Source organism: Flavobacterium lotistagni, from assembly GCF_011392125.1.
Classification (GTDB): Bacteria; Bacteroidota; Bacteroidia; order Flavobacteriales; family Flavobacteriaceae; genus Flavobacterium; species Flavobacterium lotistagni.
The window spans coordinates 21773-37715 of record NZ_JAAJBU010000005.1 but is presented as its reverse complement, the minus strand read 5'-3'; the positions used below and the strand labels follow the sequence as shown (position 1 = coordinate 37715).

Below are 15943 nucleotides of genomic sequence, written 5' to 3'. Positions count from 1 at the left end.
TTTAGGCTAAATATCCGCAACCTGCAATCAACATTTTTCACGACTTTTAAACAATTACTCAGGAAACGCAGCACTTTGATAAGCACCCAAATCCGGCGGATTAGAAGTTCTCGGATGGCCTAAAACATCAGTGGCAACTATGTAATCAATACTGCCTTTTTGGTAAGCGCCACCTTCGGGATCATCGCTGATATTGAGCTTGTTGAGATTCACGTCGAAGAATTCAGGATTTTTATTTCGGGTATTTCCGTTCTCGCCGTTTCTGATGAAATCATATTCCGGATGATTGAACTGCAACGAAGTGCCCGAATCGCGAAACTTGAACAAACAGTATTTCAGATCGTGGTTGAACAGTGTCGTTCCATCTTCAATATCATCCAAAAAGAATTCGATGTTGTTACTTCCGTAAATGATGCAGTTGTAGAAGTTGGCTTTGGTCAGGTTGTTTTTCACTTCTTGCTCGGCGCCATTCTCATCGGTGTAAGTTTCATAGTTGCTCAAAGAAACGGCTAATTGGTTCGAGCTTGACCAATTGTTGTTGAACGTGCAATGCTTGAACTCGTAACTGCCGCCCAAACTACAAGCCAATGCCCGTTGTCCGGCGAGATTGATAACCAAGTTTTTACAGTTTTCCATTTGCGCGCCACGGGCCAAAATACCGTAGTTGGCCGAGTTGTAAATTTGCGAGTCTTCAATATCCAGCTTGCAATTCTCGACCAAAAAACCGACCATCGCATTTTTTAAAGTCAGGTGCTTGACGCTATTGTTGATACTGCCTTGTCGCAGCCAAATTGTTCCCCATTGCCCCGGCACATCTTCGTAAAGCGGTTCGAGACGATCGCCTTCAAAGGTAACTTCATTTTGTAATGGATTGCTGTCAGGTGAGGCGGTTCCGGCGATATTCAAAGTAGCTCCGGGTTGTACAACAATGCCGGATTCTGCATGAAAATAAACGCGAGCGCCGGCATCAATATTCAAAGTTTCACCGCTTTTTACACCGGCATAACCATAAATTACATAAGGTTTGGTGTTGTTGAAATGGTACTCGTCTCCATTGGCCGGATCGTTGTGGTCGAGTTCAAAACCATTGATGTTCAAAGGATCGGCTTCAGTGCCAACGTCGAGCGTTTCTTTGACACCTTCTGCATTTCTCTTTGGAAACAGGAAGTAGGCATCTTTTATCAGCGTCACGAGATTGACTTTTTGTGAACCGTTGCTCGAATCGAAAATGATGTCGTCGGTGTAAAGAAATTCTGTTGGGTTGTTTTGCGCCAATTCGGTAATTCTGGCTGTGGTTTCAATAAAAATATAAAGGCTGTCTTCGGCTAAAAGTTCGACATCGTTAAAAACCCTTCCATCGCCGAAACCGTTACCGTCACTGTCTTCGCCGGTAAGCCCATCGACCATAATGCGGTATTTGGAATTCGGGTCGGCCAGACGGATTTTCGGAATTCGGATATCGTCACTACTGCGATTGTAAACTTTTAAAGTATAAGTGCTTGAACCAATGGTTGAGAAAACCGTGTCGAGGTAAACCGTATCTTTAGAAAAGCCTAAGTTTGCTGAACTCGGAACCGTTTCAAAGTCTTTACGGCAAGAACTTAAAGAAACAATTAACGCAATAAAAAAAAGGGAAATCAGGTGGCGCATGGAGGAGATTTTTATTTAAATACCATTTGACCCTAAGGTCTCGGCTGGTAAAAATAGGTTTTAATTTGAAACTGTGAAAATCTTGTGAATTATAAATCCAGTAGAGAACGGACAAAATTCGGATTTCGTGTTTTTGTGTGCTCAATATCGTTAATTTTGCGATAAAAAAAATGGCTTTTGATAAAGAAGAGATGATTTCCATGTGCAATAATTTTTGCAAAAACACGCTCATGGAAACTTTAGAAATTGTATTCACTGACGCTGGCGAAGATTTCTTAGTAGCGACCATGCCGGTCAATCCGCGTGTTCACCAACCAATGGGCTTGTTACATGGCGGCGCTAACGTGGCACTGGCAGAAAGTGTTGGTAGCGCGGCCTCGATGTTGTTTGTGAATAACGAGCTCAGCGAAATCCGTGGGATTGAAATTGCAGCGAATCACCTCAAAGCGAAAAAAGAAGGTATCGTGACCGGTACTGCACGCATTGTGCACAAAGGCCGTAGCATTCATTTGTGGGAAATCCGAATTACTGACGAAGCAGGTCAACTCGTATCGCTTTGTAAACTCACCAACATGGTGTTGCCCAAACGAAAATTGCAATGAGCCCGGCGTTAACCGATTTATTTCATCAACTCAATCGGCACTATCAAGCGAAGTTGCCTTTTGCGGTCTATCATAAACCCAATGCAGAAAAGGTTTTTGGTATTTTTCAAAAAGGAGCTGAGTTGCATCAAATAACAGATTTTACCGAGAAAGGTTTTGTTTTGGTTTCGTTCGACGGACGGCAAAAAATAGTCATTCCTGCCTCAGCATCCGAAGTAAAGCAGGCTAATTTAGAAGGTTTTCAGGTTACTGAACCAACGCGATGGGCAAGCAGTACAACATCTGCGGAAGCGAAAAACAACTTCAAAGCATTAGTCAAAAAAGGCATCGAGGCGATTCAAAACGGAGCATTTGGTAAAGCCGTTCTCTCTCGCAAAGAAAGTTTTGAAGTCTCGGATTTTGCCTTACAAACCGCTTTTCAGAAATTGCTCAACGCTTATCCGACGGCCTTTGCGTATTGCTTTTATCATCCAAAAACAGGGCTTTGGTTGGGCGCTTTTGCCGAGCAATTTATTCGAGTGAAAAACCGAAAACTGCAAACCATGGCCGTAGCCGGAACGCAACTCAATACCGGAAACGAACCTATAGTTTGGCCAGAAAAAGAAGTTGCCGAACAACTTTTTGTCACTGATTTTATTACTGAAAGCCTAGTAAATTTGGCGGATGATACTAAGACTTCTGAACCTTACACGATGAAAGCCGGCAATTTGCTGCACATTAAGACCGATATTGAAGCGCATTTGAAAGAGAGTGCTTTGAGCGAAGTAGTTAAAGTTTTGCATCCAACACCCGCGGTTTGCGGATTTCCAAAGGATAACGCGATGCAGTTCATCCAAAAAAATGAAGGTTATGATCGTGAGTTTTATTCCGGATTTCTCGGCGAACTCAACCTCGATTTAGAACAAAACGAAAGCCTTACCGATTTGTATGTAAATCTGCGGTGTATGAAAGTGGAAGAGAACAAGGTCAATGTTTACGTGGGTTGCGGCATTACCAAAGACAGTAATCCGGAAAAAGAATGGATCGAAACGGTCAACAAATCGATGACAATCAAGAAAATTTTTGAGTAAAGTATATTGTAAAATCAATAATCAATTATAATGAAATTAGACATACTAGCCATTGGTGCACACCCGGACGATGTTGAATTGGGTTGTGCCGGCACTATAGCCAAAGAAGTGGCTTTGGGAAAGAAAATCGGTATTATAGACTTGACCCGTGGTGAGCTTGGCACGCGCGGTTCGGCTGAAATTAGAGACCTTGAGTCGGCTGCTGCGGCGAAAATACTTGGTGTTGCCGTGCGTGAAAACTTGAATATGCGCGACGGTTTTTTTGTAAATGATGAGTCGCACCAACTTGCCGTTATCCGAATGATTCGCAAATACCAACCTGAAATTGTACTCTCTAACGCGATTGACGACCGCCATATTGACCATCCGAAAGGCAGTCAATTGGTGTCTGATGCTTGTTTTCTTTCCGGACTGACGAGAATCGAAACCACCTGGCAAGGCGAAGTACAGAAAGCTTGGCGTCCGAAAGTGGTTTATCATTATTTACAATGGAAGAACATCGAACCTGATTTTGTGGTCGATATCACCGGATACAATGAAAAAAGAATTGAGGCAATTATGGCTTACAGTTCTCAATTTTATGATCCGAAAAGCAATGAACCCGAAACGCCGATTGCAACCAAAAACTTTTTGGAAAGCCTCAACAATCGTCCGCGCGAACTGGGCAGACTTACCGGAGTGGAGTATGCTGAAGGCTTTACTACCGAAAGATATTTGGCCGTCAATAGCTTAGCAGATTTAAAATAATTTTTAAGAATTTTTGTTTGTATAATCAAACTTTTGCAATACATTTGCGCTCGTCTAAATGGTGGTTGTAGCTCAGCTGGTTAGAGTAGCGGTTTGTGGTGCCGCGGGTCGCCGGTTCGAACCCGGTCAGCCACCCAGAATCCAAAGCTTCGAGGAAACTCGGGGCTTTTTTTGTGTCAATTGCTGTGTATAAAAAAACCGCAATCAGGTGACTGCGGCTTTATTAGGATATCAGTTTTTTACTTCCCGTCTTTGTCTACTATTAGTCGTTTGTCGCGGTTGGCAATTTCCCAAGCAATTGAAAATGCTAGTTTGGTTCTTTGGGCCAAAGCGTCAAATTCTATTTTTTCTACGTCGTCGCCCGGTTGGTGGTAATCTTCATGGGTTCCTGAGAATAAAAACACCGATGGAATTCCGTTCTTGGCAAAGTTATAATGGTCGGAACGATAGTAAAAACGGTTCGGGTCATTACGGTCGTTGTATTTGTAATCAATAGAAAGTTTCGCATATTTCTGGTTGGTTTCTTCGCAGATTTGGTGTAAATCTGAAGACAGGTAATCCGAGCCAATCAGATAAATGTATTTGCTGGAATCTTTGTGGAATTCATCGTGGCGGCCAATCATGTCGATATTCACATCGGCTACCGTATTGGCTAGCGGAAACAACGGATTTTCTGAGTAATAACGCGAACCATGCAAGCCGTGTTCTTCGCCGGTAACGTGCAAAATCAAAATCGAGCGTTTAGGGCCGTGACCTTCTTTTTTTGCTTTCTGAAATGCCTTAGCGATTTCAACTAGTGCCACCGTTCCCGAACCATCGTCGTCGGCACCATTGTAGACTTTACCGTCTTTGACTCCGACGTGATCATAATGTGCTGAAACTACTACTATTTCTTCTGGTTTTTCAGAGCCTTCAATAAAAGCCCAGATGTTTTCGGAATCGGATAAGTTTTCTTTGTATTTCGCGTTCAGGTAGGCTGCAGGAATCGGTTGGTAATAGCTTTTGGCACCTTTGGGAAACGGAATGCCACTATTTTTATATTGTTCGATGAGGTAACGTCCGGCTTTCTTTTGTCCTTCGCTTCCGGTTTCTCGACCTTCCATTTCATCGGAGGCAATCACACTGAGATTGGTTTTAAGGTTGGTTTCGGTAATCAAACCCATGTAATCGGTGAGGCTTTTCGAAGTATTTTGTTTTTTAGCACCACAACTCACGAGCAGTAGCAACGATAAGGCAAGAATGATTTTTTTCATAATATTTTAATGAATATTGATAAATGTATAAATCGCAAAAAACACCAATATGATTACAATTAAGAACATATTGATAAAGAATAATAGAATACTTTTTAGCCCAGATATGAAACGGGTTTCGCCATAAAATCGGTGGTGGGCTGGAAAGAAATAGTAGAACATCCAGAGAAAAGCCACTAAATCAAAAATAGTCTTAGCAAAGTCGGCCACGCTTGAGTTTCCAAAAAGCGACAAGAACTTGCTGAATAAGAAAACGAGCAGTACCATTAGCAGCAAAAACGAGAAATAATGCAGGGTAAAAATACCGTGATCAAAGTAATACCAACGTTTCTTACCGTGAAAAAGCCACAAGAAAAAGGCAAAAATCGGCATGTAAATAAACAAAGCTTTGGGCAGGTTGTGAATAAATGATTCTTTGAACTTCTGAATGAGTTCTTCATTGGTGTAGTTGTGCTGGACTTGTAATCCTTTCTTGACGACCCAATATTCAAAACTGCCTAAACGATCCTCTTCGCTTGCATAACGCTGTATTGAGTCTAGTTCTTCGACTGATTTATACCCGAATCGGAATACTTCTTTAAAGGTTTTCTTCTTATCCGTACTGTCTTTTTCTAGTTCTTGCCGGATTGAATCTTTAATCTGGGTTTTGAGCGATTCGTCTTTTAGTAAATCGTCAATCTTTACCCTTTCAACTTTTTCTACTGGAGTATTTCCTTTTTTAACAGTAGTCGTTTTTTTGGCACCGAGCAAATTGTAATCAGTGTCGGGAACCACCGTTAGCAGAAAAAAAGTGATAAAACTGATAAAAATATACAACCTGACCGGCGCCAAATAAGACAATCTTTTTCCTGAAAGATATTCCTTGGTTAAGGCGGAAGGTTTTAAAATTAAATTGCGAATTGTCCGCCAAAAGGCATTTTCGTAGTGCGTCAGATCTTCAAAAAAATGAACGAACAAATGATAGAACGTTTTGCGGCTTTCAGTATTTTCCTGCCCACAATTAGGGCAAAAGCGCTGCTCGACAACATGCCGGCAATTCAAACAGGTTTTGTCTTTGCGTATTGGGTTATGGCTCATCGATGTATAGAAAGCCTAAAAGTATATAAAATATCATTAAAGCAATTCTTTCAGGAAAATTTATGAATGTTCTCAAGTACGTTTCTTATCTGTTTTATTACATAGAATGTTTGTAGATTGTTGAAGAGTAAGGCTGACAAAATTAAATGTAGGGAAAGAATTTATAGTTTTATTTCGCCATTTAGAAATCCGAAAATCGAAATTTCTTCCTCCAATGAAATGGAAAAATAGGTTTCGGAGCCATTTGTCTCTGATTTTGAATTCACTATCTTTAACCCGCATTTTATCAACCTAAACGAAAATTATGCAATCAACTGCTCAAACGCCACAAGCCTATATCGCTGAATTACCTGAAGATCGTAAGGATGTCATTCAAAAAATCCGTGAAACCATTTTGAAGGCTTTACCTGAAGGCTTTACTGAAAATATGAATTATGGCATGTTGTGTTATTCGGTGCCGCATTCGCTGTATCCGAAAGGGTATCACTGCGATCCGAAAATTCCTCTGCCGTTTATTAGTTTGGCTTCGCAAAAGAATTTTGTGGCGCTTTATCATATGGGCATTTACGCCGATTCGCAATTGCTTCAGTGGTTCACCGATGAGTTTCCGAAGCATTCCAAATCCAAACTAGATATGGGCAAAAGCTGTATCCGGTTCAAAAAAATGAATGACATTCCGTATGAATTGATCGGTATTCTAGCTTCTAAAATTACGCCACAGCAATGGATTGAAGCATATGAAAGTGCGTTCGTAAAAAAGTAATCACAACATTTGCGCATCGTAAAACTGAATGGTTTGGGCAATTTTTGCCAAGCGCATTTGGGCTACTTTTTCTTCGTTGAGCGAGGCTTCCATCAAAGCTTGGATGGAGTAATTTTTTAAATTTTCAGCGTAGGTCGATAAAATCGTATAAGTCGCCACTTCATAGTGTTCGATTTTGTGCAAAGCCAAGATAATACCAGCATCGCGGACGATTCCGAATTTGGTCAGTTCTACAATTTCATCAATTTCATCGAGCAAACATTCCACCGCTTTATTGCGGTCAAAAATCGGGCGGTGTTCTAGTGCCGAAAAAGTGTCTTCAATTCGGATGATTTGTTTTTTGGTATCAGCTGAATGTAACGTAATGGCTTCTATGAGTTCGTAGTTGCAGGCGTGTTTGATCATCTTCGGAAACGATTTCACGAGCAATTTTTCTACATAATACATTGATTTTAACTCATGCAAGAGCAAGTCGCGCAAACCTTCCGGGCCGTCATATTTGGGTTTTCCGGCACGGATTTCATGTTCTTGTGGCGCAAGATTTTCGGAGTTTTTTTTGGCATTTTCCATGGTCAGTAGGTTAAGGTTGAATTGGGCTGGGCTATTCTTTCGCGGGGCAGCAAAAAGAATAACGCGCAAGGTAGCCTATCTGTTGTTGAATAAAAAAAATACCCGACGTATGACATCTAAATTTAACATTACAGGCGGCAAACCCGACCAATGGCGTTAATTTTTTGGCTTTTTATTAAGTTCAGGCAAGTTTAGTGTTCCAAAATTCAAGGTAGCGTTGGGCACTTTTTAAGTAATGGTGTTCCCTTTCTACAAACATTCTGGCATTGTGGCTGATGGTTATAATTTCTTGCGGGTTTTCAATTAGAAAGGAAAGTTGTTGTACCAAATAATCCACATCAGGTTTGGCATTGATGTTTACTTTTTCGCTTAAATGATAGTGCTGGTAAAACTCGGTTTCGGCTCCGGTAAAAACTACCTTTCCTTTAGCCATGGCTTCTAACGCATGATAACCTTGATCGAAAGAATAAGCCATATCGAGTAGAATATGGGCGCGGTTGTAGATTTCTATATATTGCTGGTAAGGAATATCTCGCGTGGTGACGATTTCAACTTGGTCAGCATATTTTTGGGCGATAATTTCCAGAGCTTGGTCAAAAAAATCGTTTCCTTTTTTAAAATAACTCTGCGAATTGATGCCGTGGAAAATCACAATTTTGTCATCGATTTTCATTTCAATATAAGGCAACTTCTCAGTGTTCACCGGATTTGGCACCATACCCAAATATTTCGGATGACCTTGCAGCGGCAAATCGTAATCCAGATCTGAAGCGATCATGCCTTGAATGTTTTGTTGGATGAAATTGTGCAATTCTCTAAACTGCGGCTTACGGAATTTCAGTACACTTTCAAACTCTCGATCATTGACTTTCTTCTCGAAATAAGGCCACATCAGCGATTTGAAATTCGGATGTTTGAAGTAGAAATCAACTGTTAGATAATCAGTGCCACAACAAAGCAAAAACGTTTTCTTGTTGTGATCGAATAGGTATTGCAGCATTTTCTTTTCATAACGATGGTTGCTGTAAAAGCAGTGTTCGTTGATGAGTTGCACCACATCGAAACCTTGAAGTTGTTTTTGGTAACGTTTGAATTGCCGGTAAATAAAATACGAATTAATGTCAAAACCAGTGAGCTTAAAAAGGCCCACGCGGATTTTTTTCAAAATTGAAGAATTCCATCGGTGGTAGAGTGGCAAATCGACCGGATATTTTTTGAAACCATCCTGAAAGCCCAGAATCACCACATGATGCCCCAGCTTTTGAAGTCCTTCTTTGAGTGAGTTGTGAAGCCGGCTGTATTCGCCTACCAGTAGAATGTTCATATATTGTTATATTTGACAAATATATCTACAATTTGCATTAATGGACAATGCCAAAACTAAAATCGCGATCATTTCCCATTCTTTGGGAGAAGGCGGTGCTGAACGTTTTGCGGGAAAATTGAGTTTCATGCTCGAAGACTTAAACTATGAAGTCCATCATATTATTGTAAACGATGTTATAGATTATGAGTTTGCCGGTCAACTATACAATTTGGGCGCATTCTGTCCTAGTGATTCAGGTATTTTCAAGAAGCTAAAGAAAGGATTTTTGTTGCGCCAATACCTCAAGCAGCATCAAATTGATATCTTGATTGACAATCGTTCACGCAATACTTTGCCCCGAGAAATCTTCACCCGCTGGATTTATGCCCGCCGCAAAAAGTACTTTATCACTCACAGTTTTCATTTGAAAAACTATTTGCCCGAATCTGTTTTTTTTGCCAAATGGCTTTATAGCGATGCACAGAAAATCATTTGTGTGTCAAAAGCGATTGAAGCCCAAGTCATACAGAAATACGGATTACAGAATACGGTCACGATTTATAATCCTATAGAACCGATTGCGATTCCTTTGACAACCGAAACACTTCCCGAAAAGTATGTTTTGTTTTATGGAAGGTTAGACGAAAAAGTCAAGAACTTTACTTTGCTGCTCGAGGCTTTTTTGAAATCAGGGATTTTCCAATATGGTTATCAGTTAGTGATTCTAGGAAATGGGCCTTCCAAAGCTTTGATTGAAGATAAGATTCAGAAACTTAATTTAGGCCTTCATGTGAAGCTCCTTCCGTTTTTGAAAAATCCGTTTTCCGTTGTGCGCAAGGCCAAGTTTACACTGCTCACTAGCCGCTATGAGGGCTTTCCTATGTCGATTATTGAATCCTTATCGCTGGGTGTTCCGGTAGTTGCTGTAGATTGTCAATCGGGTCCGAATGAGATTGTTATCAACGAAAAAAACGGCTTACTCATTGAGAACCACAATGTAAAAGCGCTGGCCGAAGCCCTGAACCGAATGGTTACCGACGCAACTTTATACCAAACTTGTCGGGACAATGCAGCGCAAAGTGTGGCGCATTTGCATCCTGGTGAAATTGCTAAATCTTGGGAAAAAATACTTCGAGAATAGTTATTTAAACACCGATTGGCTCCAGCCCAATTTTCTTAAAACCTGATTCACACTCAGTAAAAAGCGCAAGGCAAAACCCGGAAGTGATAATAGAATCCTTTTACGAAAAGTGAGATTCTCAAGGGCAAGGTCTTTTTTGAGCTGATTGAAATTTATCTCATCACCGTATAGTCTAGACCGAATCGCTAGCGCATAACGATTCAAATCGAGGAATTTCCGGAGCGCTAGGTTGGTCTTTTCAGCTTCGGCAAACTTCTGAAAATCCATTCTTTGGGCGTGAAATTCTTTCTTTTTCGAAAGGCTGTTCTGGTCGTAAACATAACGCGCTAGAATCTTTTGTATAAAAACTACTTTTTGGCGCAAACCCATACGAATCCAGAGATCCGTATCTTGCCCACTTCTGATTTTAGCATCGAAGCCACCGGTTTGATTGAAAAAATCTTTATCGAAAACCGCGCAAGAAGTACAAATAATTGTGGTTTTCATGCTCGCTTGAAAATAGTTCAAAACATGATACCCGTCGTTTTTTGAAATCGAATATGGCGCCGCAACAACACCTTCTGGCGTTTCCACCTCAATCGCTGCAGCAAAGATTTTCTCGTCCGGATGTTGGCTGATCATCAGTTTCATTTCTTGAAGAAAGTCTGTAAACCAATAATCATCGGCATCGAGAAAGGTTATATAAGAAGCTGTCGATTTTTCCACGCCGAGATTTCGAGCCAAGGAAACGCCTTGATTTGGAGTCGAAAAGTAACGAATTCGGCTATCGGTAAAAGTTTTGATTTTGGCTTCACTTTGATCGGTAGAACCATCGTTGATTAAGATGAGCTCGAAATCGGTGAAGCTTTGCTGCAAGACACTATGAATCGTGTTTTCGATAAAACGTTCCTTATTGTAAACCGGAATGATAACAGAAAATTGCGGCATTTACAACGATTTTAAAGCACAAAAGTAACCCAATTTATACAAATAGAATTGTTGTAACGAAGGCACATCTGAAAGTAAGTTTTTCTTAAGGCTAGGCTCCAATCGATGAAATAACTTGACCATTAAGCGGTCTAACCAAAATCGTTTTAAAATGGCTCTAGTTTTTCCGATAGTAGTTGCATCGGCAGGAATGATTCCTTGGTTGATGAGTTGGTTTAGGTTGCTTAGTGCGCGTAAATGTTTCTCTAAAAAGACACTCGAACTTTCAAGGTTCAAATGATACACCGCATTGTCCATCTGTTCAATCTGGATTTTATTTTTCTTGAGATCGGCGATGAAAACAAAATCCTCAAAGCCATAATCGTAAATCTTCGGATGAAACGGATACGAAAGCAACAAATTTTTGCGAATCAAGAGGTTCGACACCAAAGAAGATTCATAAGGTTTTCTTTTTCTTTTCTCTAGTGGAACGGCTTCTCGGTTTCTGCCGTAAATCCATCGGAGCATGGCTTGCTTTTCAGGTGGGTTCTCTTGATAGGCAATGCCTCCAAAAACAGCTTGAAATTGATTTTTCTCGATAGAATTGACGTAGTTTTTCAAGAAGTTTTCCCGAACAGGAATCGTATCGCAATCTAAAAACAACAACCAGTCATATTGCGCCATTTGACACAAACGGTTGCGATTTTCCCCGCGTCCTAAATTGTTTTTTTGATGGTAGAATTGACAATATTCGAGTGAAGCGATTAGTTTGTTTCGCTCAAGAATTTCATTGTCGGTCGAAGCGTCGTCTGAAACAATGATTTCGTAAATAATCCCAAGTGCAGTGGCTTGTTTTTGCAGCATTTCTACTAGCGGAAAAGCGTTGTAGTGATATGTTGGGATTAAAATTGAAAGCATTATACAGAACGCTGAACCACTTCAAATACTTTATTGTTCTCGCATTTTAGGGTTTTCGAAGGATATTTCATCAGTAAGGCGTAATCATGTGTGGCCATGATGACTGTTTTGCCGTTCGCGTTGATTTTACGCAAAACTTCCATCACTTCAACGCTAGTTTGCGGGTCGAGGTTTCCTGTCGGTTCATCGGCTAGAATGAGTTCAGGGTCGTTTAATAAAGCCCGTGCGATGGCTACTCGTTGTTGTTCGCCGCCAGAGAGTTGGTGCGGCATTTTATCGGCTATGGTAGACAAATCTACTTTTTGTAAAACTTCTTCAATTTTTTGTTGCATTTCTGCTTCTACAGACCAGCCGGTAGCTTTTAAAACAAAAAGCATATTTTCTCTTACGGTGCGGTCTGAAAGCAATTGAAAATCCTGAAAAACGATGCCCAGTTTTCTTCTGAGGTACGGAATTTTATCGTCTTTGAGTGTAGCTAAATCAAAATCTACGACGCTGCCTTCGCCTTGTGTGAGCGGTAAATCGGCGTAGAGTGTACGCATGAAACTACTTTTTCCGGAACCTGTTTTCCCGATGATATAAATGAAATCTCCGTGATTGACTTCGAGATCGATACTAGAGAAAATCACTTTATTGCCTTGGTAAATCGAGGCGTTTTTTAAAGACACAACAGGTGTAGACATAAGCTTTGGTTTGATGCCGTAAAAATAGAAAGATAACGCTCGGAAACAAAATATATTTTCTCGGTGTTTATTGGCTTTTTCGAAGGCGGTGTTAAAAAAGATGTTCATAATAAAAGCCAAAAGCAGTCCGTTATACCTTGCATAAAGGAATACTTTTGAGAATCTAAACACTCTGCTATGAATCAGCAACAAATGCGGCTTTGGATCGGTTTGCTTTTAATCGGTTCGGGTTCGGTTTTAACGGCTCAGCAATCGGCCATTTATACGCACCAAGCCAAAGACTTTGACCGTGCCGTCGGGCTTTACAAAGAAAGCCAATACCAATCGGCCCAGATTTTATTCGAAAGAGTCAAGTCTGAAACCAAAAACATCGACGAACAAGCTGATTGTGCTTATTATATCGCCAATTGTGCGATTCGGCTGAACCAGCCCGGAGCCGATGAACTCATGGAAGATTTTGTTAAAGATTACCCGACCAGTCCGAAGCAAAACCAAGCTTTTCTTGAAGTGGGGCACTACTATTTTGAGCAGGGAAAGTTTCCGCAATCGCTCGATTGGTTCAACAAAGTCGATGAAAATGCCTTGAGTTACCAGCAGTTGGATAAGTTCAATTTCCAGAAAGGTTACGCTTATTTTAGCGCGGGCCAGAAAAAGGAGGCTGCATCTTACTTCAATAAAGTCATTAACTCGAAGACTTATGGTTCGCAAGCCAATTATTACATGGGTTTCATGGCTTATGAAGGCGATGATTACAAGAACGCGACCAAGTATTTTGAGGAAGTTTCCGGAGAAGAAAAATACCAAGAAAAACTCTCTTATTTCAAAGCCGATATGGCCTTCAAAGACGGCAATTTCCAGAAAGCTATCGAACTCGGGCAGAAAGCTTTGCCGAAATCAAACGCTCAGGAAAAATCCGAACTCAATAAAATCATTGGCGAGAGTTTGTTCAATCTCAAAAAATACGACGAATCTATTGCTTACCTTACGCAATACAAAGGCAAAAAGGGCAAATGGAACAACACCGATTTTTACCAACTCGGTTACGCTTATTACCAGAAAAAAGATTATGAAAACGCCATCGCGCAGTTCAACAAAATCATCGATGGAAACGACGCTGTAGCCCAGAATGCCTACTATCATTTAGGAGAAAGCTATTTCAAAACCGATAAAAAGCAGCAAGCGCTCAATGCGTTCAAGAATGCTTCGGAGATGAATTTTGACCTTAAAATCCAAGAAGATGCCAACCTGAATTACGCCAAACTGAGCTACGAAATCGGAAATTCCTACCAGCCCGTTCCGGATGTTCTGAATGCGTTTATCGAAAAATACCCGAATTCGCCTGCCAAAACAGAGATAGAAACGCTGCTCATCAATTCGTTCATTACCGCTAAAAATTACAAAGGCGCTTTAGATTTACTAGAGAAAAACAAAAACTCGAACCGCGCAGCTTATCAGAAAGTAGCGTTTTACCGAGGTTTAGAATTGTACACCGACGGCAATTACAAAGAAGCCTATTCGATGTTCAAAAAATCGATTGCCGAACCGCGAGACGCTAAGTTTACGGCAAGAGCTACGTTCTGGAAAGGAGAAACGGATTACGTTTTAGATAATTTCAGCGAGGCATTAGACAGTTTCAAAGCTTTTACGGCCATACCAGAATCGAAGTCGACTCCGGAGCAGAAGAACATCAATTACAATATCGCTTACGCCTATTTCAAACTCAAGCAATATGACCAAGCCGGTAACGCATTTCAAGCGCACATCGATGCCGTAAAAGACGACAAAGTGCGACTGAATGATGCTTATTTAAGACTAGCCGATTGCCGTTTTGTGATGGCGAAATATTGGCCGGCGATGGATGCTTATAATAAGGTAGTCGAGCTCAAAAGTGTCGATGCCGATTATGCCGCATTCCAGAAAGCCATCAGTTATGGTTTTGTGTCGAAGAACGACCGCAAGATTGAAGATTTGAACAAATTTCTGACTGCTTTTCCGAAATCGCAATACAGAGATGATGCTTTGTTCGAACTCGGAAATACTTATGTCACCGAAAAGAAAAACGATGCCGCGATTAAAACCTACGATCAATTGTTGAACGAATTTAAGAATGGTTCGTATGCTTCGAAAGCCATTTTGCGCCAAGGTTTGGTGTATTACAATGCTGAGAACGACAATCTGGCTTTGGCGAAATTCAAGAAGCTGGCCGCCGAATATCCGAAAAGCCCTGAAGCTGTTGAAGGTGTTGCGACCGCGCGTTTGATTTATGTCGATAACGGAAAAGTAGATGAATACGCCACTTGGGTCAAAACCCTCGACTTCGTTGCCGTGACCGATGCCGAACTCGACAATGATTCTTACGAAGCAGCCGAGAAACAGTATTTGCAAAACAACACCAAGCAAGCCATTTCAAATTTGAGCAGTTATCTGAAGAATTTCCCCAACGGAATTCATGCGCTGAAAGCCAATTTCTATTTGGCGCAATCTTATTTTGCTGATGGCGCATCGGCCAGTTCGGTTCCGCATTACGAATATGTGGCTTCAAAACCTAGAAACGAATTTTCTGAACCTTCGTTGGCGCGTTTGGCCGAGATTTATCTCAAGAAAGACGAGGCTGCAAAAACCATCGCCACTTTAAAACGTCTGGAAACTGAAGCCGATTTCCCGCAGAATATCACTTTTGCGCAATCGAATTTGATGAAAACTTACTACGAGCAAAAAGACTATCCGAACGCTGTAATTTATGCGGAAAAAGTTTTGGCCAACCCCAAAATGGATGATAAAGTGAAATCGGATGCGCAGATTATTATTGCCCGTTCGGCGATTCAGAACCATGATGAAGCCAAAGCCCGAGCTGCTTATGCCAAATTGCAAACTATCGCGAAAGGAGAATTGGCTGCCGAGGCTTTATACTACGATGCTTATTTCAAAAATAAAGATGGCAAGTTCGAAGCTTCTAACACGGTGGTTCAGAAACTATCAAAAGACTATTCGGGTTACAAATATTTTGGTGCCAAAGGCTTGGTCGTGATGGCCAAGAATTTTTATGGCCTCAAAGACAGTTTCCAAGCGACTTACATTCTAGACAGCGTGATCAAGAATTTCAAAATGTTCCCGGAAATCGTCGAGGAAGCGCAAACCGAACTGGATGCTATCAAAGCTACAGAATCGCAAACCAATTCATCTATCCAGAATTAATACTTGAGAATAAGGTTTCTCGCTCAGGCACTAAGGAACTCAGGCACTCAGGCACTCAAAAG

14 protein-coding genes and 1 tRNA gene are annotated in these 15943 nt (G+C 41.0%); 7 read left to right on the top strand and 8 right to left on the bottom strand.

Annotated features, from left to right (window positions below):
- Window positions 1-54: 54 nt before the first annotated feature.
- Window positions 55-1650, bottom strand: a complete 1596-nt coding sequence (locus G4D82_RS07330; RefSeq protein WP_166336129.1) for a hypothetical protein — start codon at window positions 1648-1650, stop codon at window positions 55-57.
- A gap of 170 nt (window positions 1651-1820) precedes the next feature.
- Between G4D82_RS07330 and G4D82_RS07325 the strand changes: the two genes are divergently transcribed.
- The 4 genes from G4D82_RS07325 (at window position 1821) to G4D82_RS07310 (ending at window position 4204) form a co-directional block, all read left to right on the top strand.
- Entirely contained in the window at window positions 1821-2252 is a 432-nt protein-coding gene (locus G4D82_RS07325; RefSeq protein ID WP_166336127.1) for a PaaI family thioesterase, read from the top strand.
- Window positions 2249-3322 (top strand): chorismate-binding protein, encoded by a 1074-nt coding sequence (locus tag G4D82_RS07320; RefSeq protein ID WP_166336125.1) that lies wholly within the window; start codon window positions 2249-2251, stop codon window positions 3320-3322. The genes G4D82_RS07325 and G4D82_RS07320 overlap by 4 nt, the downstream gene beginning before the upstream one ends.
- Before the next feature lie 30 nt (window positions 3323-3352).
- Entirely contained in the window at window positions 3353-4069 is a 717-nt protein-coding gene (bshB1, locus tag G4D82_RS07315; RefSeq protein WP_166336123.1) for a bacillithiol biosynthesis deacetylase BshB1, read from the top strand.
- A gap of 61 nt (window positions 4070-4130) precedes the next feature.
- Window positions 4131-4204 (top strand) — tRNA-His (locus tag G4D82_RS07310).
- Between the two features lie 104 nt (window positions 4205-4308).
- Here the strand turns inward: G4D82_RS07310 and G4D82_RS07305 are convergent.
- Both G4D82_RS07305 and G4D82_RS07300 read right to left on the bottom strand, forming a co-directional pair.
- Complete coding sequence (locus tag G4D82_RS07305; protein WP_166336122.1) at window positions 4309-5322, bottom strand: M28 family metallopeptidase; 1014 nt, start codon at window positions 5320-5322, stop codon at window positions 4309-4311.
- 6 nt (window positions 5323-5328) lie between these two features.
- Window positions 5329-6399 carry a DUF3667 domain-containing protein gene (locus G4D82_RS07300; protein ID WP_166336120.1) on the bottom strand — a complete coding sequence of 357 codons (1071 nt, stop codon included), beginning with the start codon at window positions 6397-6399 and terminating at the stop codon, window positions 5329-5331.
- 304 nt (window positions 6400-6703) lie between these two features.
- Here G4D82_RS07300 and G4D82_RS07295 point away from each other — a divergent pair, with 304 nt between their 5' ends.
- A complete protein-coding gene (locus G4D82_RS07295; protein WP_166336118.1) occupies window positions 6704-7162 on the top strand; it encodes a DUF1801 domain-containing protein in 459 nt (152 codons plus the stop codon).
- Here the strand turns inward: G4D82_RS07295 and G4D82_RS07290 are convergent, their stop codons facing one another.
- Together G4D82_RS07290 and G4D82_RS07285 are read right to left on the bottom strand one after the other, a co-directional pair.
- A complete protein-coding gene (locus G4D82_RS07290; protein WP_166336116.1) occupies window positions 7163-7732 on the bottom strand; it encodes a DUF892 family protein in 570 nt (189 codons plus the stop codon).
- A 181-nt stretch (window positions 7733-7913) separates the two neighbouring features.
- A complete protein-coding gene (locus G4D82_RS07285) occupies window positions 7914-9056 on the bottom strand; it encodes a glycosyltransferase family protein (RefSeq protein ID WP_166336114.1) in 1143 nt (380 codons plus the stop codon).
- A gap of 40 nt (window positions 9057-9096) precedes the next feature.
- On the opposite strand from G4D82_RS07285, the gene G4D82_RS07280 reads away from it, so the two are divergent.
- Complete coding sequence (locus G4D82_RS07280; RefSeq protein ID WP_166336112.1) at window positions 9097-10179, top strand: glycosyltransferase; 1083 nt, start codon at window positions 9097-9099, stop codon at window positions 10177-10179.
- On the opposite strand, the gene G4D82_RS07275 is transcribed toward G4D82_RS07280, so the two are convergent.
- From G4D82_RS07275 to G4D82_RS07265, 3 genes are read right to left on the bottom strand one after another with little or no spacing between them, the layout of a single operon-like run.
- Window positions 10180-11106, bottom strand: coding sequence for a glycosyltransferase family 2 protein (locus G4D82_RS07275; RefSeq protein ID WP_166336110.1), 927 nt, complete (start codon window positions 11104-11106; stop codon window positions 10180-10182).
- Window positions 11107-12003, bottom strand: a complete 897-nt coding sequence (locus G4D82_RS07270; protein ID WP_166336108.1) for a glycosyltransferase family 2 protein — start codon at window positions 12001-12003, stop codon at window positions 11107-11109. It abuts the gene before it with no gap.
- A complete protein-coding gene (locus G4D82_RS07265; protein WP_166336106.1) occupies window positions 12003-12686 on the bottom strand; it encodes a cell division ATP-binding protein FtsE in 684 nt (227 codons plus the stop codon). Before G4D82_RS07265 ends, G4D82_RS07270 begins: the two co-directional genes overlap by 1 nt.
- Before the next feature lie 177 nt (window positions 12687-12863).
- Here G4D82_RS07265 and G4D82_RS07260 point away from each other — a divergent pair, with 177 nt between their 5' ends.
- Entirely contained in the window at window positions 12864-15881 is a 3018-nt protein-coding gene (locus tag G4D82_RS07260; protein WP_235924319.1) for a tetratricopeptide repeat protein, read from the top strand.
- The last annotated feature ends 62 nt before the right edge of the window (window positions 15882-15943 follow it).

What these genes read in the sequence shown, in the direction of transcription:
- G4D82_RS07330 (WP_166336129.1), bottom strand. Translation starts at nt 1,650, where the DNA reads ATGCGCCACCTGATTTCCCTTTTTTTTATTGCGTTAATTGTTTCTTTA.
- G4D82_RS07325 (WP_166336127.1), top strand. Translation starts at nt 1,821, where the DNA reads ATGGCTTTTGATAAAGAAGAGATGATTTCCATGTGCAATAATTTTTGC.
- G4D82_RS07320 (WP_166336125.1), top strand. Translation starts at nt 2,249, where the DNA reads ATGAGCCCGGCGTTAACCGATTTATTTCATCAACTCAATCGGCACTAT.
- bshB1 (WP_166336123.1), top strand. Translation starts at nt 3,353, where the DNA reads ATGAAATTAGACATACTAGCCATTGGTGCACACCCGGACGATGTTGAA.
- G4D82_RS07305 (WP_166336122.1), bottom strand. Translation starts at nt 5,322, where the DNA reads ATGAAAAAAATCATTCTTGCCTTATCGTTGCTACTGCTCGTGAGTTGT.
- G4D82_RS07300 (WP_166336120.1), bottom strand. Translation starts at nt 6,399, where the DNA reads ATGAGCCATAACCCAATACGCAAAGACAAAACCTGTTTGAATTGCCGG.
- G4D82_RS07295 (WP_166336118.1), top strand. Translation starts at nt 6,704, where the DNA reads ATGCAATCAACTGCTCAAACGCCACAAGCCTATATCGCTGAATTACCT.
- G4D82_RS07290 (WP_166336116.1), bottom strand. Translation starts at nt 7,732, where the DNA reads ATGGAAAATGCCAAAAAAAACTCCGAAAATCTTGCGCCACAAGAACAT.
- G4D82_RS07285 (WP_166336114.1), bottom strand. Translation starts at nt 9,056, where the DNA reads ATGAACATTCTACTGGTAGGCGAATACAGCCGGCTTCACAACTCACTC.
- G4D82_RS07280 (WP_166336112.1), top strand. Translation starts at nt 9,097, where the DNA reads ATGGACAATGCCAAAACTAAAATCGCGATCATTTCCCATTCTTTGGGA.
- G4D82_RS07275 (WP_166336110.1), bottom strand. Translation starts at nt 11,106, where the DNA reads ATGCCGCAATTTTCTGTTATCATTCCGGTTTACAATAAGGAACGTTTT.
- G4D82_RS07270 (WP_166336108.1), bottom strand. Translation starts at nt 12,003, where the DNA reads ATGCTTTCAATTTTAATCCCAACATATCACTACAACGCTTTTCCGCTA.
- G4D82_RS07265 (WP_166336106.1), bottom strand. Translation starts at nt 12,686, where the DNA reads ATGTCTACACCTGTTGTGTCTTTAAAAAACGCCTCGATTTACCAAGGC.
- G4D82_RS07260 (WP_235924319.1), top strand. Translation starts at nt 12,864, where the DNA reads ATGAATCAGCAACAAATGCGGCTTTGGATCGGTTTGCTTTTAATCGGT.